Genomic DNA, 24,178 nt, shown 5'->3' on the forward strand with positions numbered 1-24,178 from the left:
TCGCCGTCGTCAGTCGGTGGTCGAGAGTCGAACGGAGGGCATGGCACCCTCCCAGTCGAGAGGCAGGGCGGCGATACCCCGGTAGATGAAGAGGTCGTCCCACCCGTGGAAGACGAGCACATCGCCGTCGGGTGTGGAGACGACGTCCTGACCCCCCGGGCCGATGTAGAGGTCGTCGGCGGACGAGGTGGAGAGGACGGGGTCCGGCAGCTTCTCGTAGGGTCCGAGCAGCGACGGGGACGTCGCCGCGCCGATCGCGTAGTCCTCGGAGCCGTAGTCGTTCGCCGAGTAGAGCAGGACGTAGGTGCCGTCGCGCTCGACCAGCACCGGCGCCTCCACCAGATGCCCTTCCCAGGCCTCGGTCTGCATGACCAATGGGGTCGCCGGTCCCGCCAGCTGGGTGCCGTCGGCGGAGACGGGCGCGATCTGGATCCACGTGTCGAGCTCGCAGCAGTTGCCGTCGTTCTTCCACAGGAGGAACCGCGACCCGTCGTCGTCGACGAAGGCGGCGGGGTCGATCGCGCCGCCCTCTTCGAGCGGGCAGATCATCGGCTCCGCGCCGACAGCGACATAGGGACCCGTGAGCGAGTCGGAGGTGGCGGATCCGATGCACTGCCTCCCGGAGTCGGCGTGCTCGGCCGAGAAGTACATCACGAAGCTCCCGTCGGCTCGCTCCGAGACGTCCGGCGCCCAGGTCCGCCCCGCGCTGGCCCATGCCGGAAGGACCGGCAGCGCGTCATCGGTCGAGACGTCCCATGTGACCAGGTCGGTCGAGGTGGCGAACTGCACGTTCGCGCCCTGATTCTCGGTGGCGAAGGCGACGTACCCGTCGTCGCCGTGGACGACGTCGGGATCGGCGAAGTCCTGATCGATGAGGAACGGCGCCCGCTCCACGGTCGCCTCGGGTTCGGCCTCGCCGGAGCATCCCACGACACCGACGCCCAGGGCGAGGATGATGCTCGCGGCGACCGTGGACGCGAGCTTCTTCGCGACCTGGGTCACCCCTTGACCGCCGATCCGGCGACGGATTCGACGATCTGCCGCTGCGCGATCGCGAAGAGGATCAGAACGGGGACGGATGCGATCACCGCTCCTGCCATGACGATCGCGAAGTGCGTCGAGTAGGCGCCCTGCAACTGGCTGAGTCCCGGCTGCAACGTGAGGTTCTCGGGGCTCAGCAGCACGTACACCGGCCAGAGGAAGTCGTTCCAGTTGCCGAGGAACGACAGCACCGCCAGAGTCGCCAGCGCGGGTCGAGCGAGCGGAAGCACCACCTGCACGAAGATCCGGATGTCGCCGGCACCGTCGATGCGGGCGGCCTCCTCGATCTCGGGCGGCAGCCCGACGAAGAACTGTCGCAGGAAGAAGATGCCGAAGGCACCGGCGGCGCCGGGCACCGTGATGGCCCAGATCGTGTCGAGCCAGCCGAGGTTCTGCACGATCAGGTAGTTCGGGATGAGGAAGACCACCGGAGGAACGAGAAGCGTCGCGATGATGACGCCGAAGATGATCCTCTTGCCTGCGAACTCGAGCCGAGCCAGTGCATACGCCCCCATCGACGCCGTCACGAGGATCAGGACGGTCTGCAGGGTCGCGGCGGCGAAGCTGTTCCAGAGCCAGAGGAAGATCGGCTGCTCTCCCGAGCCGAGCAGGCTCTGGTAGGCCTCGATCGAGAACGGGTCCGGCAGCGAGAACGGCGATCTGATCGCATCGGCATCGGTCTTGAACGACGTGATCAGCATCCACAGAAGCGGGAGGACGATCACGAGAGCCAGTGCGACGAGCGCGGCATAGAGGGCGACGCGCCCCCACGTGCGGCGAGCGGACGGGCGACGGGTCAGTGCTGTGGTCATGATGCCTTCTCGACTCGTTCGCGCTGCAGCCGGAAATTGATCACGCTGACGATCGCGAGCGCGAGGAACAGGATGTAGCTCATGGCGGCAGCCGGCGCCATGTTGTTCTGCGAGAGACCCTGGTCGGCGATGTACATGATCACCGTCCGCGTCTCGGTGCCCGGGCCGCCCTTCGTGAGGAGGTAGGACTGGCCGAACATGTTCGCCGACGCGAGGATCGTGGTCGTGGTGATGAAGGTCATCACCGGGCGGAGTCCTGGAAGGGTGACGCTCGAGAACTTCCGCATCGCTCCGGCGCCGTCGAGCGCGGCCGCTTCATAGAGGTCGCCGTTGATGCCCTTGAGGCCGGCCAGGAAGATGATCGTGTTGAGACCCATGGTCCACCAGACGGTGACGCCGACGATGGAGACCCAGACCCAGGGGACGTCGACCGTCCACGGGACGTCCGAGGGGAGCCCGATCACGCCGAGCAGGTGGTTGAGGATGCCGGACTGCGTGTCGAAGATGTAGCCCCAGATCACGCCGATGACCGCGACGCCGAGCACATACGGCGCGAAGAAGATCGTGCGGAACGTCGTGGCCGCGCGGATGCGCTGGTTCAGCAGGATCGCCACGAGAAGCGGGATGACGACGAGGAACGGCACGCTGATCACGATGAAGATCCCGGTGACGCTCATCGACTTCCAGAAGTCGCTGGAGAGCACGTTGCCCGGCGTGAACAGATCGATGTAGTTCTGGAAGCCGACGAACTCCTGCACGTCCCGGAACGGGCTCCAGTTGGTGAGGCTCATCCAGATGCCGAAGATCCCCGGGCCGGCGACGAAAGTCAGGAAGAGCACGAGGAACGGAGCGAGGAACAGATACGCGGTGAGCGTCTTGCGCCGGGAGGATGCGGAGCCCGCAGGTCTGCGCGGGTGTCGCCCCCCAGCGCTGCTGCGCTGGGGGGCGACGAGGGTGGCTGTCTCAGTCACCGTACTTGGCCCGGTTCTGCTCGAGGATCTGATCGGCCTTGGCCGCAGCGTCGTCGAGCGCGGTCTTCGGATCCTTCTTGCCGGTGAGTGCCTCGTTCAGCGCGAGGGTGATCTGCGCGTTGACCTCGGAGATCCCCGGCGAGACCGTCTCGTAGTGGGCGTACTCCAGCTGCTCCATGAAGGGGGCGAGGTTGGGGTAGGTCGACAGCAGCTCCGGGTCTTCGCGCACCGAGTTCGCGGCAGGCAGCTCGCCGGTCTCGGCCCATCCGAGGGAGTTGTCGTTCATCCACTTCACGAAGACCGATGCGGCGGCAGTCTCGTTCGCGTCCTGGCCCTTGTTGGCGGGGAAGACCCAGTGGGTCGAGCTCGACCAGACGGCCTTCTCGTCGCCGATCTGCGGCACGGGTGCCGGTGCCCAGTCGAGATCGTCGAAGGCGGTGTTCGTCGTCTGCCAGACGCCGTTCCAGTTGAATGCGGTGTCGCCGGCGATGAGCGCCTTGATGTTGCCGTCCTGTGCGACGTTCGCGGGGCTGTACCCCTTGTCGACCATGTCGGTCATCCAGGTGAGGGCCTTCACGCCCGCCTCTGAATTGAACGTGGCCTCGGTGACGTCGTCGTTGTAGAGGTCTCCACCGAACTGCCAGATCAGGCTCTGGAACTCGAACGTGCCGGTGAAGACGTAGCCGTCGACCCACTCGCCCTGGACTCCCGCACCCTTCAGCGCGTCGAGTGCGGCCAGATACGACGCCTCGTCGGTGGGGATCTCGCTGATGCCGGCCTTCGCGAGCACCGACTTGTTGGTGAACAGGCCCAGCGGCGTCACGCTCCACGGCACCGCGTACTGGGTGTCCTGGTAGTTGCCCTTGTCGAAGACGGTGGGCGGGAAGTCCTCCGCCGCATATCCGAGCCCGTCGATGATCTCGCCGGAGTCGAGCAGCAGGTTCTGCGCCGCATACGTGGCCAGGTCGTCTCCGTGCAGCACGGCGACGTCCGGCCCCTTGCCCGCCTTGATGGCGAGCGGCATCTTCGCCGTGATGTCCGCCCACTCCTGCGGGACGGCCTTCACCGTGATGTTGTCGTGCTCCGCGTTGAACTCCTTGATGAGCTCGGGGACGATCTTGGGGGCTGCTCCACCCGTCCAGCCGTGCCAGAAGGTGATCTCGACATCGGGGCCGGTGTACTCCCCGTCGCCGGAGACGCCGCCCCCACCGGTGCCGGCCGACGCCGCGCACCCTGATGCCGTGATGCCGATGGCGAGTGCGATGCCTGCACCTATCGCTCGGCGAGCCCATGGACTGTTCATGTGATTGCTCTCCTTTGAGTGACTCCGGCGCACCGGAGCGGGATGACCGGATACCCCAGCCGTGTTCGCAATTTACAGCGCTGGAATTTTGTTGTCAAGGTAGTATCGCGGGTGACGACGTAGCGACCAATTGGAGACCGCATGGGTGTGCGCTTGCAGGATGTCGCGGAGCTCGCCGGCGTCTCGATGAAGACCGTGTCGAATGTGGTGCGCGGATACGAGCACGTGAGCGCATCGACGCGCGAACGCGTGCAGCGCGCGATCGACGAGCTGGACTACCGGCCCAACCTCATGGGCAGACGCCTCGCGACCGGCCGGACGGGTCTTCTCGCCCTCGCCTTCGCGAACGTCGCCCTTCCGTACTTCGCCGAGCTCTCCCGCGCCGTCTCGGCGGCGGCCGGCGAGGCGGGCTATCGGGTGCTGCTCGAGGAGACCGACGGAACGTTGGAGGGCGAGCGCGCCGTGCTCACCAGCTCCGAGTCCGGGATGGTCGACGGCATCCTGTTCCAGCCGTCCGCGATGTCGTCGGCCGAGATCTCGCGCCACCGCAGCGACCTGCCGATGGTGATCCTCGGAGAAGGGGCAGCACCCCTCCCCGTGGATCGCGTCATGATCGACAACTTCGAAGCCGCTCGCACCGCCACGGCGCACCTGGTGACGCTGGGGAGACGGCGGATCGGCTTCGCCGGCCACGAGACGCAGGAGATGTCGTCGACCTCCCTGCAGCGCATCGCTGGCTATCAGCAGGCCCTGGAGGATGCGGGCCTTCGGCCCGACCCCCTCCTCCTCTTCCCCAGCCGAGAGATCTCGCCGTCCGGAGCGGTCGAGGGCGTCGGCGGCGCGCTCGACGCCGGAGCCGACTTCGACGGGCTCGTCTGCCGCGACGACCTCGCCGCGATCGGCGCCCTGCGCGCGCTGCACGAGCGCGGCCGCCGCATTCCCGACGACGTCGCCGTCACCGGCTGGGACGACATCGAGCTGAGCCGGGTGACCTTCCCGAGCCTCACCACCATCGCTCCCGATCTGCACGAGCTCGCCCGCCGCGCCGTCGAGATGCTCATCGAGCGGATCTCCGGGTTCTCCGAGGCCGGACGCCACGAGCTGGTCGGCTACCGGCTGGCCGTCCGCGAGAGCGCGCCGTCCCCTCGGTGATCGGGATGCGTGTCGCACGCGGACTCGGATTCCGCGTGGTTTACAGCGCTGCATAAATCATGCATGCTGGACTGCATGCTGAGAATCGATCCGCCACTCCCGCCCATCGCGAGCCAGGGGGACGGAACCTACCCGCGCCCTCAGCTGGTCCGGAGCGAGTGGAGCGACCTGACCGGCCGCTGGGGCTTCGCCGTCGACGACGACGACCGCGGCATCCGCGAGAAGTGGTTCGCCAATCCCTCCTTCGACGCGTCGATCGTGGTGCCCTTCCCGCCCGAGTCGTCGGCGTCGGGAATCGGCGACCCCCGTCCGCACACGGCGCTGTGGTACCACCGCGCCCTCACGCACGACGAGGTGCTGGCCGCCGGCCATCGTGACGGGCGCCGACTGATCCTCCGCTTCGGGGCAGTCGACTACCGCGCCGTCGTCTGGGTCGACGGGCAGCGAGTCGGCTCACACGAGGGCGGGCACACGCCGTTCGCGGTCGACATCACCGACGCTCTCGAGCGAGACGGCGGGGGCCATGTCGTGGTGCGGGTCGAGGACCGGGCGACGGATGTCGCCCAGCCCCGTGGCAAGCAGGACTGGCGTGACGAGCCCCATGCGATCTGGTACCACCGGACGAGCGGAATCTGGCAGCCCGTCTGGCTCGAATCCGTACCCGCCGGCCCGGCGATCGAGTGGATCCATTGGCGCGCGGATCTGCCGTCAGGACGCGTGCACGCGCGCATCGGTCTGACCACCACGCCGGCATCCGAGTGCGTGGTCGACGTCGAACTGCGTCATGGTGACACCCTGCTGGCACGCGCCTCGACTCTCGCTCGCGAATCCGAGATCGAGATCGACATCCCGATTCCGAGCCAGGCGAACGGACAAGCGTACGAAGAGCTGGTGTGGTCGCCGGAGAACCCGCGGCTCATCGACGCCGTCATCCGGACATCGGATGACGGGGCACCCCTGGACACCGTGTCGTCGTACCTCGGGCTTCGTGCGACGAGCGTCGATCGGCGCTGCTTCCTGCTCAACGACAAGCCGCGGTTCGTCCGTTCCGTCCTCAGCCAGGGATATTGGCCGGACACCCATCTCGCCGCCCCGTCGGCGCACGCCCTGCGCCAAGAGGTCGAGCTCATCAAGGAACTCGGGTTCAACGCCGCCCGGGTGCACCAGAAGTTCGAGGATCCGCGTTTCCTCTTCTGGGCCGACCGGCTCGGGCTCATGATCTGGGCAGAGGCGCCCGCCGTCTTCTCCTTCACACCGACGGCCGTCGAGCGCACGGTGCGCGAGTGGCTGGAAGTCGTCCACCGCGACGTCTCGCATCCCTCCATCGTCACCTGGGTGCCGCTGAACGAGAGCTGGGGCGTGCAGCACATCGCGCACGACAGCCGCATGCTGCACCACGCTCTGGCGCTCGTGCACCTGACGAAAGCCCTCGACCCGACTCGCCCTGTCGTGTCGAACGACGGGTGGGAGCAGGCCGACACCGACATCGTGGCCATCCACGACTACGAGGGCGACGGCGAGGTGATGGGTGCCCGATACAAGGACCGCGCCGCCGTCGATGAGATGATCACCGGTGTCGGGCCCGCGGGCAGACGCCTCGTGCTCACTGGCGACGTCGACGACGCGCCGGTGATGCTCACGGAGTTCGGCGGCATCTCGTTCGACGTGCACCGCACCGACCATGCCTGGGGCTACACGAGCGCCAGCTCCGACAGCGACTTCCGGGAACGACTGAGCTCGCTGATGGCCGGCATCCACGACAGCACCGCCCTCGCCGGGTACTGCTACACGCAGCTCACCGACACCCTGCAGGAGACCAACGGCCTCGTCGGCGCCGACCGGGTCCCCAAGCTCCCCGTGGACGAGCTGCGCGCGATCATGGTCGGTCCGAGAGGATCCCAGCCGTGGGAGTGAGCGTCCCGGAGCGGGCCGGCGGTGCCGGGCATCGCCCCGTGCATCCCGGCTACTTCGCCGACCCCTTCGTGCTGCGTCTGCCCGACGACACCTACGCGGCGTATGGAACCAACCCGACGGCGACGTCGACCGAGGGGGTCTTCGAGGTCCTGCTCTCGGACGATCTCGAGACGTGGCGCAGTGCCGGTCTGGCACTGATGCGGCTCGACTCCGAGATGGGAGACGAGTACTGGGCGCCGGAGGTCTGCTTCCGCGACGGCTCGTGGTGGATGTACTACTCCGTCGGGCACGGCATCAGCGGTCATCACCTGCGCGTCGCCCGCGCGGCCGAGCCGACGGGTCCATTCCACGATCTGGGTGTCGATCTCACCCCTCACGAGACCTTCGCGATCGATCCGCACCCGTTCCAAGACGCGGACGGGGAGTGGTACCTGTACTTCGCGCGTGACGTCCTCGATGCGGAGCGACCCGGCACGCATCTCGCTGTCGCCCGCCTGCCCGGGCCGGCGCAGCTCGCCGACACGCAGGCCGTGCTCGAGCCCTACGCCGATTGGCAGATCTACGAAAGAGAACGCCCGATGTACGGCGGGACCTTCGACTGGCACACGCTCGAAGGACCCGCGGTGGTGCGCAGGCAGGGCAGGTACTGGATGACGTTCTCCGGCGGCGCATGGACGGGCCCCGGCTACGCGGTGTCCTGGGCGTCGTCAGCGAGTCCGCTCGGCCCGTGGGTCGCCGCACCGCCGACGGCGCCTCCCCTTCTCTCGTCGGGCGCCTCGCTGATCGGCCCCGGCCACAACTCGCTCGTCGTCGGGCCCGACGGGGGCGACCGCATCGCGTTCCACGCATGGAATGCGGATCACTCCGAGCGACAGATGCACGTCGCGTCGATCGACTTCAGGTCCGAGGAGCCGGCGCTGCTCGCGACCACCCCCGACAGCGGCGGCTGACCCACGGCGGGATTCACCGGACCGGGATCAGCCCGCGGCGAGCGCGGTCACGAACCGGTGCGCGAGACCGTCACCTGGATGCTCTTCATCAGCGGCTGGTCGCTCTGCACGCTGAAGTCCTTGCGTCCGATCAGCACGTTCATCTCGGGCATGTAGCCGGCGGCGCTGCCGCGTGGCAGGTCGTAGGGCACGGCACGGAACGCGGTCAGCATCCGCGTCGATCCGTCCCTCGAGGTCGACACGATGTCGACGAGGTCGCCCTCGACGAGACCGCGGTCGCGCATGTCGTCCTCATGCAGGAACACGAGCTCTCGCAGGTTCTTCACGCCCCGGTAGCGGTCGTCGTTCGAGTAGATCGTGGTGTTCCACTGATCATGCGAGCGCATGGTCTGCAGCACCAGGGTCTCGGACGACTCGGGGATGACGTTCGGCAGCGGCGCGTGCGAGAACTCGGCACGACCCGACGGGGTCTCGAACACCCGCTCCCGCGCCGGCTGGGGGATCCGGAATCCGTGCCTGTCGCGGATCAGCTCGTTGAACCCCTCGAACCCGGGCAGCACCTTCGCCATGACATCGCGGATGTTGTCGTAGTCGCCGACATACCAATCCCAGGGCGTGGCCGTGTGGGGCAGCGTCGCCTTGGCCATCCCGGCGATGATCGCCGGCTCCGACCTCAGATACGCGGATGCCGGCTGCTTGCGCCCCATCGAGAGGTGCACCATGCTCATCGCATCCTCGACCGTGACGCCCTGCGGGCCCTGAGCCTGCTGGTCGCGCTCGGTGCGACCGAGGCAGGGCAGGATCAGCGCCTTCTCGCCGTGCACGAGGTGACTGCGGTTGAGCTTGGTGCTCACCTGCACCGTCAGGCGGCACTTCTCGAGCCCCTGCGCCGTGAACGGGGTGTCGGGAGCCGCGAGCACGAAGTTGCCGCCCATGCCGACGAACACCTTCACGCGTCCGTCATGCATGGCCTCGATCGTCCGCACGGTGTCGAGTCCCGGATGCCGCGGCGGATCGATGCGGCAGGCGTCGGCGAGACGGTCGAGCCAGGCGTCCGTGGGGTGGTGGTCGATTCCGCAGGTGCGGTTGCCCTGCACGTTGCTGTGCCCGCGGATGGGTGAGGGACCGGCGCCTTTGCGCCCGATGTTGCCGCGCAGCAGCAGCAGGTTGACGATCTCGCGCACGGTGTCGACGCCGTGCTCGTGCTGGCTCACGCCGAGGCACCAGCTGATGATCGTGCGCTCCGACGCCAGGTAGACCGCGGCAGCCTCTCGGATCTGCTCCTCACTGAGGCCCGACTGCGCGACCAGGTCGTCCCACGAGGTGGCGTCGACCAGCGCGCGGTACGCCTCGACCCCGTTCGTGAGGGTGCTGAGGAACCCGGTGTCGAGCACCGACGGGTCGGTGGCGGCGGCCTCGAAGACGACCTTCGACATGCCTCTGATGAGAGCGAGGTCGCCTCCAGGACGCACCTGCAGGTTCATGGTGCTCGTCCCCGTGGCCTTGAACCGCGCCATGTCGACGAAGTCGTGCGGCACGATGGTGCGGGTGGCGGCAGCCTCGACGAGCGGGTTGACGTGCACGACCTGGGCGCCGCGCGTCACGGCATCCGCCAGCGCGGTGAGCATGCGCGGAGCATTGGAGGCCGCGTTCACGCCGAGCACGAAGAGCGCGTCGCAGTCGTCCCAGTCGTGAAGGTCGACCGTGCCCTTGCCGGTGGCGATCGACGCTTTGAGCGCGCGACCGGAGGCCTCGTGGCACATGTTCGAGCAGTCGGGCAGGTTGTTCGTGCCGTACTCGCGCACCATCAGCTGGTAGAGGAACGTGGCCTCGTTGCTGAGCCGCCCGGAGGTGTAGAACGACGCCTCATCGGGGCTGTCCAGTGCCTGCAGCTCGTCGCCGACGAGCGCGAACGCGTCGTCCCACGAGATCGGCACGTAGTGATCAGTCGCCGCGTCGTAGACCATCGGCTCGGTCAGGCGCCCCTGGTCTTCGAGATCGAAGTCGGGCCAGGTCGCGAGCTCCGTGACGGTGTGCTCGGCGAAGAACCGACGATCCACCCGCTTGCGCGTCATCTCCCAGGTGACGTGCTTGATGCCGTTCTCGCAGATGTCGAGCTTCAGATTGCCGGGGTCGTCCGGCCACGCGCATCCGGGGCAGTCGTAGCCCGAGACCGCGTGGTTCATCTGCAGCATCGCGAGGGGACCGGCGATCGGCTCGCTCTCCCTCAGCACGACTCGACCCACCGACACCGCCGCGCCCCAGCCGGCGGCGGGGTGACCGTACGGCTTGCGCGACCAGGGCCGATCGGTGCGCGGACCGTAGCCGCCCTGACGCGGCTCGGCGGGCATCAGCCCGAAGGCCGTTCCGGCGGTTCCCGCTGTTCCGGCTGTTCCCCGGTCATCGAGCATGCTGTGCCCCTTCTTCGGCGTAAGCAGACGACGCGTGGCCGTCGACGCGCACCCGATGCGCGTGCGAGTAGATGTTCATCGATCGTCCGCGGACGAATCCGGCGAGCGTCACCCCTGACTCCTCGGCGAGCTCCGCTGCCAGAGACGAGGGCGCCGAGACGGCACTGAGCACAGGGATTCCGGCCATCGCGGCCTTCTGCACGAGCTCGAAGCTGGCTCGACCGGAGACCTGGAGGATCTGCCGGCGCAGTGGCAGCCGGTCGTTCAGCAGCGCCCAGCCGACGACCTTGTCGACCGCGTTGTGACGCCCGACGTCTTCGCGCAGCACGAGCAGTTCACCGGAGTCGGCGTCGAACAGCGCCGCTGCGTGCAGACCTCCTGTCTTGTCGAATGCAGCCTGCTCCGCACGCAGTCGATCCGGAAGCGCGGCGATCTGCTCGGCATCGACCTGCACGTCATCCTGGTCGACCGGATGGCGAGACACCGTGCGCACAGCGTCGATGCTGGCCTTGCCGCAGACGCCGCACGAACTGGTGGTGTAGAAGCGTCGGGCAGCATCGGGGTCGGGAAGCGCGACGCCGCGAGCCAGGCTGATGTCGAGGACGTTGTACGTGTTCTCCTGGCCACCCGTGCCCGGGCCGCCGCAGTGGATCGCCGAGTGGAACTCGGAGCCTTCGGCGATGATCCCCTCGGACACGAGGAACCCGGCCGCCAGCTCGACGTCGTGCCCTGGAGTGCGCATCGTGACAGCGAGCGGCGAGCCCGCGACGCGGATCTCCAGCGGCTCCTCGACGGCCAGCGTGTCGGCGCGACGGCTCGCACCCTCGCCGAGGGTGAGCTTCAGAATCGGTCTCCGCGTCGTGATCCGCCCCACACCAGCGAGCGTACTCCGCGGTCACGGGATCGGATCGATACGTCATCGGGAGGCCGATACCTGGGTACCCTAAGCCCATGAGCGCGCCTCGCAACTCACGTCGGACACCCGCAGCCCTCGCCATGGCGGCGATCGTCGCCCTGGCGCTCACCGCGTGCACCGGCGGTGGAGGCGAACAGGGCACGACGAGCGACGGCGGCCAGGGATTCCCCGACGACGGCTGCACCCACATCGCGGTCGCCACCTCGTCTGAGAAGGTCAACATGCTCGACGAGCTGGCCGAGGCGTTCAAGGATTCACCTGAGCACGAGGGGCTCGAGACGTGCGCCACGGTGCGCCCGACCAACGTGTCGTCCGGCAACGCGACGCGCTTCCTGACCTCCGGCGAAGACTGGCCGAGCGACGACACGTCGCTCTGGCCCACCCTGTGGTCTCCGGCATCCACCGTCTGGACCGATCGCGTGGCGGCCGCCGCATCACCCAGGCTCGTGGGCGAACCGAAGTCGTTCACGCGCACGCCCGTCGTGTTCGGCATGCCCGAGCCGATGGCCACGGCCCTCGGCTGGCCGAACACCCCCATCAGCATCACCGACCTCGAGACCCTCTGCCAGGACCCCGCGGGGTGGGGCAGCGTCGGCAAGGACATCTGGGGTGCCTTCAAGATCTCGAAGACCAACCCCAACACCTCGACCACCGGGCTCTCGACCATCCTGATGCAGTCGTACGAGGCGACCGGCAAGCTCGAGGGACTCACCTCGGCCGATGTCGAGGCCGCGGCGGACTTCTCGCGGGTGTTCGAGGAGTGCGTCATCCACTACGGCGACACCACCGGAAACGTGCTCTCGACGCTCTATGACGAGACGCAGAACGGCTCCAACGGCTCGGCCTACGTCTCGGCCGTGGCGCTGGAGGAGACCTCGCTGCTGAACTACAACCAGGGCAACCCCGACTCGCACACCGTGCAGCCGGGCGAGACCCTGACGCCGCCGAAGACCAAGCTCGTCGCCGTCTATCCCGAAGGTGGCTCCATGTGGTCGGACAACCCGATCACCGTGCTCGGGGCCGATTGGGTGACGGCCGAGCAGCGCACGGCCGGGGAGGCCTTCGCCGAGTTCGTGCAGACGACCGCGGCGCAGAAGATCCTGCCCGAGTACGGCTTCCGCCCGCTCGACGAATCGGTGCCGCTGGGCGACCTGTTCACCCCGAAGTACGGAGTCGATCCCGCTCAGCCCGCCGTGACGCTGCCGAAGCCCGAGGTCGACGTGATCTCGACGGCGATCGACCAGTGGACGCAGGTGCGCAAGCCCTCGTCGGTGCTCGAGCTCATCGACATCTCAGGGTCCATGGACGACCCGATCGGCGACGGACGCTCGCGCCTCGACGGAGCGATCGAGGGTGCGCAGTCGACGCTGAACCACTTCCGCTCCACCGATGAGATCGGCGTCTGGGCGTTCACGACCGGCATCTCCTCCGACGAGGGTGAGGGCATCCAGGTGCTCCGCGACGTGAGCGCGCTCGGCTCGGACGGCGAGAAGCTCGACTCGTCGCTCGATGACCTGCGCTACGCGCAGCGCAACGGCACTCCGCTCTACGACTCGATCCTGCTCGCGTACGAGGCGATGAGCGAGCGGGCCGAACCCGGTCGCATCAACGCGATCGTGGTGCTCTCGGACGGCGAGGACACCGACTCGAGCACCTCGCTCGACTCGCTCATCGCCAAGATCGGCAAGAGCACGAAGGAGGGCGGAGATGACGCTCCCGTGCGTATATTCCCGATCGCGTATGGAGAGGGTGCTGACACCTCGGCACTGCAGCGCATCGCGGATGTGACGGGCGGACAGCTCTTCGACGCCTCGGACGCCGAACGCATCGACCTCGTCTTCGCCTCCGTGATCAACAACTTCTGAGGTCTCGCGATGCCGTATCTCTCCTCGTCGAACAACCCGTGGCTCGAGGATGCCGTCGCAGGCATATCCGGTCAGAACATCTACGTCGACCCCGACGTGTCGGGCGGACAGGCGCTCACCGACGCCCTCGCCGGGGTCGTTCCCGGTGACGGATCGATCGCGGTGGTCGTGCTGCCGGGGGATGCTGCGCGCGACACCCCGTACAACACCTACATCCTCGAACAGCTCACCGCGGGCGCGAGTCAGCAGACCGTGATCGTCGCGATCGGCGATGACCTGCAGGCCGCATCGGCGACGATCGACGACGCGCTGCGCATCGCGAACGAGAACGAGTCCTCGGGTGGCAGCCTGCAGGATCAGCTGCTCGAGACCGTGACCGAGATCTCAGCCGAGACCCCGACCTCATCGGGGTCTGACTCCGGTGTCGCCGGGCCGGTGATCCCGCTGGTGATCGGAGGCGTGGTTCTCGTAGCAGCCGCCGTGACCGCTGCCGGCCTGATCGCGCGTCGTCGACGTCGCACCCCGGCCGTCTCGATCGACCCGGTGCCCGCCGGCATCCGTCTGCGAGTGAACCGTCTGCGTGAACTCCGCGCCGACTACGCCGCAGTGCCGGGCAGCCCGGTGGCGGCCGAGACGGCGGCGGGGATCGACGCCCTCGCCTCGCACGTCGAGCAGCTGTTCATCCGTCTCGACGCCAAGGCCGGCGAGGATCAGAGCGTGCGGGCCGAGGCCGAGTACTCCGACAAGCTCGCCCGCCTGGTCGCGGCCCTCGACCGCGACTACCTGCTCGACCTGCTCACCCGGCCCGACCTGTGGGATGCCCCCGACGAGCGCATCTCCGAGGTGCGCGAGGCGCTGTCGTCGGTGACCACCCAGATCGTCGACAACATCAAGCAGGTCAACGCCCGCAAGGGACTGCTGTTCCAGGTGTCGCTCGACTCGCTCATCGGTCGCAGCGAGCTGCGCGACTGGGAGCGTCAGTTCAAGCAGAGCTCCGGGGAGTAGTCACCGCTCAGCGCATCCGAACGGCGGCGTCGACCACACGACCGTCGACGAGGTGCAGCACCCCGTGCATGCGCGGAAGGTGCACGAGATCATGCGTGACGAGCAGCGTCGAGGTGTTCCGTTCGTCGGTGAGCCGCAGGATGAGGTCGATGATCGCGGCCCCGCGTTCCTGATCGAGGGCGCTGGTCGGCTCGTCGACCAGGAGAACGCTCGGATCGTTCATCAGCGCGCGTGCGATGTTGACTCGCTGACGCTGTCCGCCCGAGAGCTGGTGCGGCCTCTTGTGGCCGTGCTCGGCGAGGCCCACCGCGGCGAGCAGTTCATCAGCGCGAGCTGCCGCCGTGGCGCGATCGCACCGGCTGTGCGGCGCCCCGAGCTCGTTCATGACGCTCAGCTGCTCGCGGGCGGTCAACGACGGGATGAGGTTGGGCTGCTGGAAGACGATCCCGATCCGTTCCCGCCGCAGACGCGTCGCCTCAGCCGGGTCGAGGGCCGTGACATCGCTGCCGTCGATGAGGATCTCGCCCGAATCCGGACGCAGAAGGGTGCCGGCGACGGCGAGCAGACTCGACTTGCCCGAGCCGCTCGGGCCCGTGATGCCGGTGACGGTTCCGGGGTGGGCGGTGAGGGAGACGCCGTCCACGGCGGTCACCCGGGAGTCGCCGTCGGGGAAGGTCAGGGTGATGTCATTCAGGCGGATCATCGGTTGCTCCCGAGGGCGGTGAGGGGGTCGGCGGAGGTGACGGAGCGCAGGGCGAAAGCGGCGCCTGCGAGGCCGAGGGTGATCATGATGCCCCCAGGAAGGAGGGTCGTGATCGGGCTGAGCAGGAACGGGAGGGCCGTGCCGGCGAGCATGCCGAGCACGGTGACGAGCCCCAGACCGATGCCGATGCCCCCCATCAGCACGATCAGCGCCTGACCCAACGCGTCGCGGATCAGGGACGGCGTGCTCGCGCCGAGCGCCTTGAGGACGGCGACGTCGCCCTTGCGCTGCATGGTCCACACGGTGAAGAAGGCCCCGATGACGAGTCCCGAGATGCCGAAGAGCATCGCCACCATGAGCAGTAGGGAACCGATCTCGGAGCGGAAGGCGCTCAGCGCCGTCAGCGATCCGAGGGTCGTCTCCGAGATCGTGTCGTTCGCGGCATCCGCGGCATCCCAATCAGGGGCGCCCGTGACGGCGAGCACCGTGGCGTAGGCATCGGGGTTTCCCGTGGATGCCGAGTACGCCTGCCAGTCGTGCAGGGTCATCTGAACGACGGGCGTATGGCTGTACCACGCGTCCCCCTCGACCGTCTCGACGTCGTAGAAGACGCCGGCGATCTCGATCTGCGCTCCGACCTTCACGCCGAGCGCGTCCGCAGCGGGCACCGACAGGCGCAGCTGCCCGTCCCCGGAGGGCGCACCCGCGTCGAAGCCGGGCTCGACACCGAACACCGCGATCGCAGCACGGGTGTCGTCGGTCTCGGCGCGGGTCTGACTGATGCCGAGGGGGCGCGCGTCGGTCACGCCGGACGTCGCCGCCCAGCCGTTCGCCTGCTGCTCGGTGATCGTGGAGTCGGCGAAGCTCGCCGTGCCGTCGCCACCCGACGGCGCGGAGAACACGATCCGTTCAGCGGGCAGTGCGAGCACACCCGACACGTTCTGGATGGCGAGGCCACCCGTCAGGCCGCTGAGGAACCCGACGAGAAGGGTGATGAGAGCGACGACGGAGCCGATGAGGATGAATCGCCCCTTGGCGAAGCGAAGATCGCGTAACGCGACGAACATGACGGTTGCCTTTCCTGTCTCCGATGCGGCGACCATTCCACTCTCGTCGTCGGCGCCATCGTGGTCATCGGCCACTCGGAGAGCGTTCCCCGCCCAGGATGAGTACGCCTCGATCGTCCTTTCGGACGATGCCGCGCTCGGTGCGTCGGCGTAGAGTTCGATCCATGGCGCATACCGCTCTGACCCCGGTGTTCGTGGGTCTGCGGACGGGCCTCCACGTCCTCTTCTTCGCCCTGACGGGGGTCGTCATCGCCCGTGCGGTGCTCGACCCGTCGCAGTCGAGCGTCGCCGCGATCGTGCTGGCACTGATCGTCGGCGTGACGTACGCCTCGGGTGTGCTGCTCGCCCGGCTCTCCCATGGTCGACGACCCGTGTCACTCGTCTGGTTGGCCCTGCTCTCGGCAGAGTGGCTCGGGTTGCTCTGGCAGAGTGCCGATGCCGCCTATCTCGTCTTCCCTCTGTTCTTCCTGTTCCTCCACCTGCTGGGACGCTGGGCGGGATCGGCCGCGATCCTCGTGTCGACGATCGTCGCGGTGTACGCCCTCGGCATTCACGGCGGGTGGAGCGTCGGCGGCGTGGTCGGCCCGTTCGTCGGTGCCGGCGTCGCACTCCTGATCGGCCTCGGCTACCAGGCTCTGGCGAAGGAGGCCCAGCAACGCGAAGCGCTGGTCAGTGAGCTGCTCGCGACCCGCGGACAGCTCGCCGCGCGGGAGCATGAATCCGGCGTCCTCGCAGAGCGCGCCCGCCTCGCCCGTGAGATCCACGACACGCTCGCGCAGGGACTCTCCAGCATCCAGATGCTGCTGCATGCCGCAGAGCGCGCCGACGACGCGCGCCCGGGGATCGAGCACATCAGGCTCGCTCGCGAGACGGCTGCTGCGAACCTCGTCGAGGCGCGGCGGTTCATCCGCGAGCTGACGCCTCCCCAGCTCGACGACCAGACCCTCGGCGGGGCGCTGCGCCGACTGGCCCGCACGCAATGGGCGACGCAGGGACTCGACGTGCAGGTGCGGGTGTCCGACACGGTCGTCCTGCCCATGCATCTGCAGACGGCCCTGCTGCGCATCACCCAGGGTGCGATCGCCAATGTCATCCAGCACGCTCACGCGAAGACGGCGACGGTCACGATCGGCATCGAGGACGACCACCTCCACTTCACCGTCGAAGATGACGGAACCGGGTTCGATGCGGAGATTCCTGCACCGGGGACCGCCGAGAAGTCGGATTCCTTCGGTCTGCGCGCCACCGCCGAGCGGGTGCAGCAGTTGGGCGGGAGGCTCGAGATCGATGCGGCACCAGGACGGGGAACGACGCTCACCGTCGACCTCCCTCTGACGGAGTTCGCATGATCCGCCTCGTCATCGCCGACGATCACCCCATCGTCCGCGCCGGTCTCACCGCCCTGTTCGGCCTCGAACCGGACCTGGAGGTCGTCGCAGAAGCGTCGACACCCGACGAGGCCGTCGCCTGCGCCGAGCGCGAGAACCCCGACGTGGTGCTGATGGACCTGCAGTTCGGCTCGCAGTCCCAGGCCACGGGCGTGGACGCGACGCGACGCATCCGTGCGCTCGAGGCTCCGCCCTACGTTCTCGTGCTCACCAACTACGACTCGGATGCCGACATCCTCGGCGCCGTCGAGGCCGGCGCGAGCGGCTACCTGCTGAAAGACGCCCCACCGCATGAGCTGACCGCCGCCGTGCGCGCGGCGGCAGCCGGAGAGAGCGCGCTCGCGCCGGTGATCGCCTCCCGCCTGCTCGACCGCATGCGCGCGCCCCGCGTCAGCCTCAGCAGTCGCGAGATCGAGGTGCTCGAGCTCGTCGCCGCCGGGCGATCGAACAGCGAGGTGGCAGAACGGCTCTTCGTCAGCGAGACGACCGTGAAGTCGCATCTCGCGCACATCTTCTCGAAGCTCGACGTCAGCTCACGCACCGCCGCGGTCTCGGAGGCCCGCCGGAAGGGCATCCTCCGCTGAGGCCTGGAGCGTCCCGGGAGATCCGGGCCGGATCGAGTGCTCACACGGGAGCGAGTGGTTCACCCACCCCCGCAGGGATCTCCACCACGACCAGATCGCCGGGCTTCACGACACCGCCGGCGACCACGACACCCATCACTCCCGCCTTGCGCACCGTGCGACCTTCGGAGTCGGTCCCGACGACCTGCTTCAGCAGACCAGACTCGAAACGATCGATCTGCAGACACGGGTTCCTCAGCCCCGTCACCTCGACCACGGCGTCCGCTCCCAGCCGCAGCAGCGTTCCTCGGGTGAGGGCGAGCAGATCGATCCCCTCGGTGGTGATGTTCTCGCCCAGTTCACCCGGAGAGACATCCGCGTCGACCTCATCGAACAGTTCTCGGTGCATGAGATGAACCTGGCGGAGATTGGGCTGCGTGGGGTCGCGTCGAACCCGGGAGAGATGCTGCACCTCAGCCGGGCTTTCCGCTGATCGTGAGACGACGCAGACGCGACCTCAGGCGGCGCCGAGCAGTTCCGTCATCTTGGCGTAGAACACGGCGGGGTCCCCCGCGAGCGATGCCTTCACCATCGCGCTCCAGTCGTCGACGATCACCTCGATCGAACCGTCCGCGAGGCCGTCGAGTGACCGACGGGCCACGTCGCGAGGATCGATCTTGGGCCCGTCGTAGTTCGCCATGAGATCCGTGTCGGCGGCACCGAGATGCACGCCCTGCACGAGGGTTCCCTGACCGGCGAGCTCCAGCCGAACCCCGTTGGTCATGTTCCATGCCGCAGCCTTCGCGGCGGCATACCCTCCGGCACCCGGCGACGCGAACCACGACAGCGCCGACAGCACGTTCACGACCGCGCCGCCGCCGTTCGCAGAGAGGATGGGAGCGAACTCGCGGATCACGTCGAGGGTGCCCCAGAGGTGGGTGTCCATCTCGCGGCGCAGATCCGGCAGGTCGCCCGTCACCAGGCCGGCACCCGTGGATATCCCCGCGTTGTTCACGACGACAGTCACGTCCTGGGCCACACCGGCCGCCGCGACGATCGATTCGTGATCGAGCAGATCGAGCCGCATCGGCACCACGCGCCGGTCGTCGAAGTCGAGCGTGTCGGTGCGGCGGGCAGTCGCGTAGACGGTTCGGGCACCGCGTTCGAGCAGTTCGAGCACGAACTGACGGCCGATTCCGCGGTTTGCTCCGGTCACGAGGGCGATCTGGTCAGTGACGTTCATGGGTTCCTTGCTTCGCTGGGATTCTGCGCTCTCCGGCCCGATCGGGCCGACACCACTACGCTAGAACTTGACGTTGACGTCAAGGTCAAGTCCCAGTCACGAACACGGAGGAACGGATGCGGATCGGCGAGGTCGCACGTCAGGCAGGGGTCAGCACGAGGGCGCTCCGCTATTACGAAGAGCAGGGGCTGCTCGCCTCGGAGCGCACGCCCAGCGGACAGCGCGAGTATGCCGCGTCGGCCGTTGAGCGCGTCCGACTCGTTCAGCAGTTCTTCACTGCGGGGGTGCCGAGCCGCACGATCGCGCAGCTGCTGCCCTGCGTCGACACCGGACACGGTTCCCCGGAGGCCTTCGCCCTGCTGGCAGCGGAACGCGATCGCATCACCGGCGCCATCGAGGGGCTCACGGCCGCCCGCGATGCCCTGGACCTCATCATCGACACCGCCCACAACCCCACGCCGGAACACTGCCCGGCCCTCCGGCATCCAGCGTGGGAACCACACGTCACCATCGAGGCGGCCGCAACCACGCACGCCCGGATCTGAGCTCGCTGAAGGGCCTCAGCGACCAGGTGCGACCGCGGCAGGCGCTCACATGTTGTAGACGGCGCGTCGGTGCGCGACACGTACGACCGTCACGAGCACCTGCTCATCGGTGACCTCGTAGAGAACCCGATAGTCGCCGACTCGGATTCTCCAGGCGTTGTCGTACCGGCCAGCTTGCGGCATCCGTGTGGACGCGGATCGTGCTCGAGATCGGCCACCCCGCCGAGTATCCGTCGGCGAATCTGCGGGTCGAGCTTGCGGATGTCTCTGGCAGCCGCAGTCGTGAACTCGACCCGAAAGCGCGTCACGCGACTTCTGCGCGCAGCTCATCCAGCGACACCCGCTGACCATCATCAGCCGCTCGAGCGACCGCGAACTCGGCGGCGTCGCGGGCCGCCTCGAGTTCTTCGAGCAGCTCGAGGTCATCGACGCTGATCACCACGGCCGTCAGCTTGCCATGGCGCGTGACGCCCACGCGCTCTGAGCCATAAGCGACCCCGCCGAGAACATCGGCAAGGCTGTCACGCAGATCCTTCGACGGTACGCTGCGGGTGATCGTGTTCATATGTCGAGAATATCACTTATGTACATAATGCCGACATTCTGCCTCGCCGGCTGTTGTGAAGACACGGCCCTCAGGAAGCGGAAGGAGCAGCGGTGGAGGCGCGCACGATCAGCTGCGAGCCCAGAGTCACGACGTCGTCGATCGCCGTGCCGTTCATCGCCTGCAGCAGCAGATCCACGGCGAGCGCACCGCTGCGTTCGATCGGCATCCGCACCGTGGTGAGCGCTGGCGTGACCGCGCCGGCCAGGTCGATGTCGTCGATGCCCACGATGCTGATGTCGGCGGGGCAGCGCTTGCCGAGCTCGAGCAGTCCTGCCTCGAGTCCGAGGGCGACGAGGTCGTTGTAGGCGATCACGGCCGTGGCACCGCTCGCTGCGGCCGGGGCGGCGGCCGCTCGGCCACCCTGGATGGATGCGGCGTGGTGGCTGAGGCCGGTGAGACGGATGCCGTGGCGCTCGCATGCGCGGGCCACGGTGTCGGCGCGACGCACATCGGCCCACGATCCGCGAGGACCCGCCGCGTACGCGATATGCGTGTGGCCCAGCGCTGCGAGGTGCTCGATCGCCTGCGCCGGCCCGTGCTCGGTGTCCATCAGCACGCAGGGGGCGCCGTCGATCTGGCGGTTCACCACGACGTAGGGGGTGTCGCCGACCAGTTCGAGCACGTCGGCATCGGGAAGGCGAGGGCTGCACAGCAGCATCCCGTCGAGCTTGCGGGCCTGCTCGATCTGCTCGCGCTCACGGCGCAGGTCTTCATCGGCGTCGAACAGCACGATGCGGTGGCGCCCGTGCCACGCCTGCCCCTGGATCGCCTTGAGCAGCGTCGCGTAGACAGGGTTCGACACGTCGGGCACGACGACCCCGAACGTGCGGGTCGCGGTGGCTGACTGCGGGGTGGAGTAGCCGAGCTCCCCCGCGGCTTCGAGGACGCGACCGAGGGTGTTCGGCGCGAGACGATCCGGCTCTCCGAATGCGCGGGAGGCGGTCGCGATCGAGACGCCTGCTCGTCGTGCCACGTCCGTCAGCGTCGCTGCCATCTTCACCTCCCGCTCTCGCAGCAATCCTACGATCCCCCACTCGGATGTAAAACGTGTTGACAAGTTTGTACAAAAGATGCACACTGATTTGCATGACGATCAACGCCGATCACCCTCAGCGGTGCGCGGCCCCGAGCGAAGGAGCCACCGCGTGAGCATCCCAGCACCGGCCCTGCGCCGCACGACCTCTGCGACCGCATCCCCCGTGGTCGCCCCGACCGCTGCAGGCATCCTGCACCTCGGACTCGGCAGCTTCCACCGCGCACACCAGGCCGTCTACACCGCAGCAGCACTCCAGTCCGCCGGCGGCGACTGGGGAATCGTCGGCGTCGCATCGCGTTCGCGCTCGATCGTCGACGCGATGCACGCGCAGGACATGCTCTACTCGGTCGCGACCATCAGCCCCGGCAGCACGTCGCTGACCATCCCCGGCGTGCACACCGACGCGTTCGTCGGCGCCGAGCAGCCCGAGCGCGTGATCGCGCAGATCGCCGACCCCGGCATCCGCATCGTGACCCTCACCGTCACCGAGAACGGCTACAGCTACTCCCCCGCGACGCAGCGCCTCGATCTCGACGACGACACCGTGCGCGCCGACCTCCGTGGCGGTGCCGCTCGCTCGACGATCGGCCAGCTCGCCCGCGGCCTGCAGGCCCGTGCCGCTGCCGGCGGCGCACCGATCTCGATCCTCAGCTGCGACAACCTCTCGTCGAACGGCGCGCACACCGAGAAGCTCGTTCGCGAGTTCCTGCACGAGCTGCCGGGCTCGGAGGGCGCAGATGCGCTCGCGTTCCTCGACCGCTCCGTCTCGTTCCCCTCGAGCATGGTCGACCGCATCGTGCCCTCGACGACCGCCGAGCTGCGCACCCGCGTGAGCGCCCTGCTCGGCGCCACCGACGACATCCCCGTGCCCGCAGAGCCCTTCACGATGTGGGCGATCGAAGACCGCTTCGCCGGCGGCCGCCCCGCCTGGGAGGCCGGCGGCGCCGTGTTCACCGACGAGGTCGGACGCTACGAGCAGATGAAGGTGCGGCTGCTCAACGGCACGCACTCCCTCATCGCCTACCTCGGTGCGCTCAGCGGAGTCGGCACGATCCCCGAGGCGATCGGACTCGACGGCATCGAGAGTGCCGCGCGCGCCGTGCTGCGTGACGAGTACGAACCCTCGATCGAGGTGCCGTCCGGCGTCGACATCCGCGCCTACGAGAGCGAGCTGTTCGAGCGCTGGGCCAACAGCGCCCTCGGCCACCGCACCAGCCAGGTCGGAACCGACGGCTCGGTCAAGCTGCGTCAGCGCATCCCCGAGCCGGCCATGCTCGCCATCCGCAACGGCGGGATGCCGCACCTGATCGCCCTGACTGTCGCCGGCTACCTGTCGTGCCTCGCTCCCCTGCCGGGCTTCGACCCCGGCCCGCACGCCGCCGCGATGACCGACGGCGCCCGCGAACGCCTCGCAGGATACGCGGCGAGCGCTCGCGACGGACGCGAGCTCGCGCAGCGCGTGATCGGCGAACTGCACCTGTTCGGTGATGAACTCGGATCTCAGGATGCGTTCATCACCCGCGTCGGCGAGCTCGTCGAGACCATCCAGCGACGCGGCGTCGATGCCGCGATCGCCGATGCCGTCTCGGCATCCCAGACCACATCATCACTCACCGGCGCAGAGGAGATGCAGCCATGAAGGCTCTCGCCATCCACGGCAAAGAAGACATCCGCTGGGAGGACCGCGAGGTTCCCACCCCCGGCGACGGCGAGGTGCGCCTCCGCGTGAACTACGTGGGCATCTGCGGATCCGACCTGCACTACTACTTCCACGGCGCCAACGGCGAGTACACGATCCAGGAGCCGCTGACCCCCGGTCACGAGCTCTCGGGTGTCGTCGACCTCGATCCGTCAGGTCGCCTCGCACCGGGAACCCCCGTCACCGTGCACCCCGCGCGCTACGGCCCCGAGGTGCCCGGTCTCGAGGACCGCCCGCACCTGCGCCCCGGCGGTGACTACTTCGGCAGCGCCGCGGCGAACCCGCACCGTCAGGGCGGAGCATCCGAGCTGCTGATCGTCGAAGAGCAGATGATCCGCGTGCTTCCGGCTTCGCTTCCCCTCGAGCGCGCCGCCCTCGCCGAGCCTCTGGCCGTCGCGATCCACGCCGTGAACCTCGCCGGCGACATCGCAGGCAAGCGCGTGCTCGTGATCGGCGCAGGGCCCATCGGCCTCCTCGTCGTGGCCGCCGCCGTCAACGCGGGGGGATCGGTCGTCGGCGCCAGCGACGTGCGCGAAGAGCCCCTCGATCGGGCGAAGAACCTCGGCGCGACCGAGGTCTCGCTCGTCGGCCGCGACACGATCGACAACGAGTCGTACGACGTGGTCTTCGAGTGCTCCGGCGTCGGAGTCGCCCTCACGCAGGCCGTCCGCGCCGCCCGCCGTGCCGGCACGATCGTGCAGGTCGGGATGCTCCCGAACGCCGATATCGGAGTGAACCTCGCCCCGATGCTCGCGAAGGAGCTGACCATCCGCGGCGCCTTCCGCTTCTCCACCGAGATCGACGACGCGGTCGCCCTGCTGGCCGAGTCCGACGCCCTCGACTCCGTCATCTCTCACGTCCTCCCGGCATCCGACGCCGTCCAGGCCTTCGAGCTCGCCCGCAACTCGTCCGCTTCGGCGAAGGTCCTGCTCTCCCTCTAGCGACACCCCACCCGACACCCGCCTGTTCCTGGTCCGAAGGAGTACC

The 24,178-nt window shown here is 68.3% G+C and carries 23 protein-coding genes; 10 read left to right on the forward strand and 13 right to left on the reverse strand.

The window, feature by feature from the left end:
- Positions 1-9 precede the first annotated feature (9 nt).
- The 4 genes from RU09_RS12320 to RU09_RS12335 are packed head-to-tail and all read right to left on the reverse strand — an operon-like array spanning position 10 to position 4,127.
- On the reverse strand, positions 10-1,002 hold the full coding sequence (locus RU09_RS12320) for a glycoside hydrolase family 43 protein (RefSeq protein ID WP_042540953.1): 993 nt from the start codon (positions 1,000-1,002) through the stop codon (positions 10-12).
- Entirely contained in the window at positions 999-1,853 is an 855-nt protein-coding gene (locus RU09_RS12325) for a carbohydrate ABC transporter permease (RefSeq protein WP_042540955.1), read from the reverse strand. Before RU09_RS12325 ends, RU09_RS12320 begins: the two co-directional genes overlap by 4 nt.
- Positions 1,850-2,824 carry a carbohydrate ABC transporter permease gene (locus RU09_RS12330; protein ID WP_042540957.1) on the reverse strand — a complete coding sequence of 325 codons (975 nt, stop codon included), beginning with the start codon at positions 2,822-2,824 and terminating at the stop codon, positions 1,850-1,852. Before RU09_RS12330 ends, RU09_RS12325 begins: the two co-directional genes overlap by 4 nt.
- On the reverse strand, positions 2,817-4,127 hold the full coding sequence (locus tag RU09_RS12335; protein ID WP_042540959.1) for an ABC transporter substrate-binding protein: 1,311 nt from the start codon (positions 4,125-4,127) through the stop codon (positions 2,817-2,819). The genes RU09_RS12330 and RU09_RS12335 overlap by 8 nt, the downstream gene beginning before the upstream one ends.
- 141 nt (positions 4,128-4,268) lie before the next feature.
- Here RU09_RS12335 and RU09_RS12340 point away from each other — a divergent pair, with 141 nt between their 5' ends.
- The 3 genes from RU09_RS12340 (at position 4,269) to RU09_RS12350 (ending at position 8,143) form a co-directional block, all read left to right on the forward strand.
- A complete protein-coding gene (locus tag RU09_RS12340) occupies positions 4,269-5,279 on the forward strand; it encodes a LacI family DNA-binding transcriptional regulator (protein WP_042540961.1) in 1,011 nt (336 codons plus the stop codon).
- A 75-nt stretch (positions 5,280-5,354) separates the two neighbouring features.
- The gene (locus RU09_RS12345) at positions 5,355-7,193 is read left to right on the forward strand and encodes a glycoside hydrolase family 2 protein (protein WP_042541060.1); all 1,839 of its coding nucleotides are present in this window, start codon (positions 5,355-5,357) and stop codon (positions 7,191-7,193) included.
- Entirely contained in the window at positions 7,184-8,143 is a 960-nt protein-coding gene (locus tag RU09_RS12350) for a glycoside hydrolase family 43 protein (RefSeq protein ID WP_231567562.1), read from the forward strand. The genes RU09_RS12345 and RU09_RS12350 overlap by 10 nt, the downstream gene beginning before the upstream one ends.
- 47 nt (positions 8,144-8,190) lie before the next feature.
- Here the strand turns inward: RU09_RS12350 and RU09_RS12355 are convergent, their stop codons facing one another.
- Together RU09_RS12355 and fdhD are read right to left on the reverse strand one after the other, a co-directional pair.
- On the reverse strand, positions 8,191-10,554 hold the full coding sequence (locus tag RU09_RS12355) for an FdhF/YdeP family oxidoreductase (protein WP_197066059.1): 2,364 nt from the start codon (positions 10,552-10,554) through the stop codon (positions 8,191-8,193).
- Positions 10,544-11,428 (reverse strand): formate dehydrogenase accessory sulfurtransferase FdhD, encoded by an 885-nt coding sequence (fdhD, locus tag RU09_RS12360; RefSeq protein ID WP_042540963.1) that lies wholly within the window; start codon positions 11,426-11,428, stop codon positions 10,544-10,546. Before fdhD ends, RU09_RS12355 begins: the two co-directional genes overlap by 11 nt.
- Before the next feature lie 77 nt (positions 11,429-11,505).
- Here fdhD and RU09_RS12365 point away from each other — a divergent pair, with 77 nt between their 5' ends.
- Together RU09_RS12365 and RU09_RS12370 are read left to right on the forward strand one after the other, a co-directional pair.
- Positions 11,506-13,335, forward strand: a complete 1,830-nt coding sequence (locus RU09_RS12365; protein WP_042540965.1) for a substrate-binding and vWA domain-containing protein — start codon at positions 11,506-11,508, stop codon at positions 13,333-13,335.
- A 9-nt stretch (positions 13,336-13,344) separates the two neighbouring features.
- A complete protein-coding gene (locus RU09_RS12370) occupies positions 13,345-14,340 on the forward strand; it encodes a hypothetical protein (RefSeq protein WP_042540967.1) in 996 nt (331 codons plus the stop codon).
- A 7-nt stretch (positions 14,341-14,347) separates the two neighbouring features.
- Here the strand turns inward: RU09_RS12370 and RU09_RS12375 are convergent, their stop codons facing one another.
- Together RU09_RS12375 and RU09_RS12380 are read right to left on the reverse strand one after the other, a co-directional pair.
- Positions 14,348-15,043, reverse strand: coding sequence for an ABC transporter ATP-binding protein (locus RU09_RS12375; RefSeq protein WP_042540969.1), 696 nt, complete (start codon positions 15,041-15,043; stop codon positions 14,348-14,350).
- Positions 15,040-16,110 carry an FtsX-like permease family protein gene (locus RU09_RS12380; protein ID WP_042541066.1) on the reverse strand — a complete coding sequence of 357 codons (1,071 nt, stop codon included), beginning with the start codon at positions 16,108-16,110 and terminating at the stop codon, positions 15,040-15,042. The genes RU09_RS12375 and RU09_RS12380 overlap by 4 nt, the downstream gene beginning before the upstream one ends.
- A 164-nt stretch (positions 16,111-16,274) precedes the next feature.
- Between RU09_RS12380 and RU09_RS12385 the strand changes: the two genes are divergently transcribed.
- Complete coding sequence (locus tag RU09_RS12385) at positions 16,275-17,459, forward strand: sensor histidine kinase (RefSeq protein ID WP_042540971.1); 1,185 nt, start codon at positions 16,275-16,277, stop codon at positions 17,457-17,459.
- Positions 17,456-18,082, forward strand: a complete 627-nt coding sequence (locus RU09_RS12390) for a response regulator transcription factor (RefSeq protein WP_042540973.1) — start codon at positions 17,456-17,458, stop codon at positions 18,080-18,082. Before RU09_RS12385 ends, RU09_RS12390 begins: the two co-directional genes overlap by 4 nt.
- Positions 18,083-18,122: 40 nt before the next feature.
- Here RU09_RS12390 and RU09_RS18945 read toward each other — a convergent pair whose 3' ends face one another.
- Together RU09_RS18945 and RU09_RS18950 are read right to left on the reverse strand one after the other, a co-directional pair.
- The gene (locus tag RU09_RS18945) at positions 18,123-18,533 is read right to left on the reverse strand and encodes an MOSC domain-containing protein (protein ID WP_331452327.1); all 411 of its coding nucleotides are present in this window, start codon (positions 18,531-18,533) and stop codon (positions 18,123-18,125) included.
- Between the two features lie 45 nt (positions 18,534-18,578).
- Entirely contained in the window at positions 18,579-19,304 is a 726-nt protein-coding gene (locus RU09_RS18950; RefSeq protein WP_042540975.1) for an SDR family oxidoreductase, read from the reverse strand.
- 116 nt (positions 19,305-19,420) lie between these two features.
- Between RU09_RS18950 and RU09_RS12405 the strand changes: the two genes are divergently transcribed.
- On the forward strand, positions 19,421-19,849 hold the full coding sequence (locus RU09_RS12405; RefSeq protein WP_042540977.1) for a MerR family transcriptional regulator: 429 nt from the start codon (positions 19,421-19,423) through the stop codon (positions 19,847-19,849).
- 45 nt (positions 19,850-19,894) lie between these two features.
- On the opposite strand, the gene RU09_RS18955 is transcribed toward RU09_RS12405, so the two are convergent.
- The 3 genes from RU09_RS18955 to RU09_RS12420 all read right to left on the reverse strand — a co-directional run bounded on the left by RU09_RS18955 (position 19,895) and on the right by RU09_RS12420 (position 21,450).
- Positions 19,895-20,032 (reverse strand): type II toxin-antitoxin system RelE family toxin, encoded by a 138-nt coding sequence (locus RU09_RS18955; protein ID WP_231567565.1) that lies wholly within the window; start codon positions 20,030-20,032, stop codon positions 19,895-19,897.
- Between the two features lie 121 nt (positions 20,033-20,153).
- A complete protein-coding gene (locus RU09_RS12415; protein WP_042540979.1) occupies positions 20,154-20,414 on the reverse strand; it encodes a type II toxin-antitoxin system prevent-host-death family antitoxin in 261 nt (86 codons plus the stop codon).
- 70 nt (positions 20,415-20,484) lie between these two features.
- Positions 20,485-21,450: a LacI family DNA-binding transcriptional regulator gene (locus RU09_RS12420; RefSeq protein WP_042540981.1), complete on the reverse strand. Its 966-nt coding sequence runs from the start codon at positions 21,448-21,450 to the stop codon at positions 20,485-20,487.
- Between the two features lie 151 nt (positions 21,451-21,601).
- Here RU09_RS12420 and RU09_RS12425 point away from each other — a divergent pair, with 151 nt between their 5' ends.
- Both RU09_RS12425 and RU09_RS12430 read left to right on the forward strand, forming a co-directional pair.
- On the forward strand, positions 21,602-23,131 hold the full coding sequence (locus tag RU09_RS12425; protein ID WP_231567567.1) for a mannitol dehydrogenase family protein: 1,530 nt from the start codon (positions 21,602-21,604) through the stop codon (positions 23,129-23,131).
- Complete coding sequence (locus RU09_RS12430; RefSeq protein WP_042540983.1) at positions 23,128-24,132, forward strand: L-idonate 5-dehydrogenase; 1,005 nt, start codon at positions 23,128-23,130, stop codon at positions 24,130-24,132. The genes RU09_RS12425 and RU09_RS12430 overlap by 4 nt, the downstream gene beginning before the upstream one ends.
- Positions 24,133-24,178 lie beyond the last annotated feature (46 nt).

Source organism: Microbacterium sp. MEJ108Y (assembly GCF_000834175.1).
In the GTDB taxonomy this organism is placed as follows: Bacteria; Actinomycetota; Actinomycetes; order Actinomycetales; family Microbacteriaceae; genus Microbacterium; species Microbacterium forte.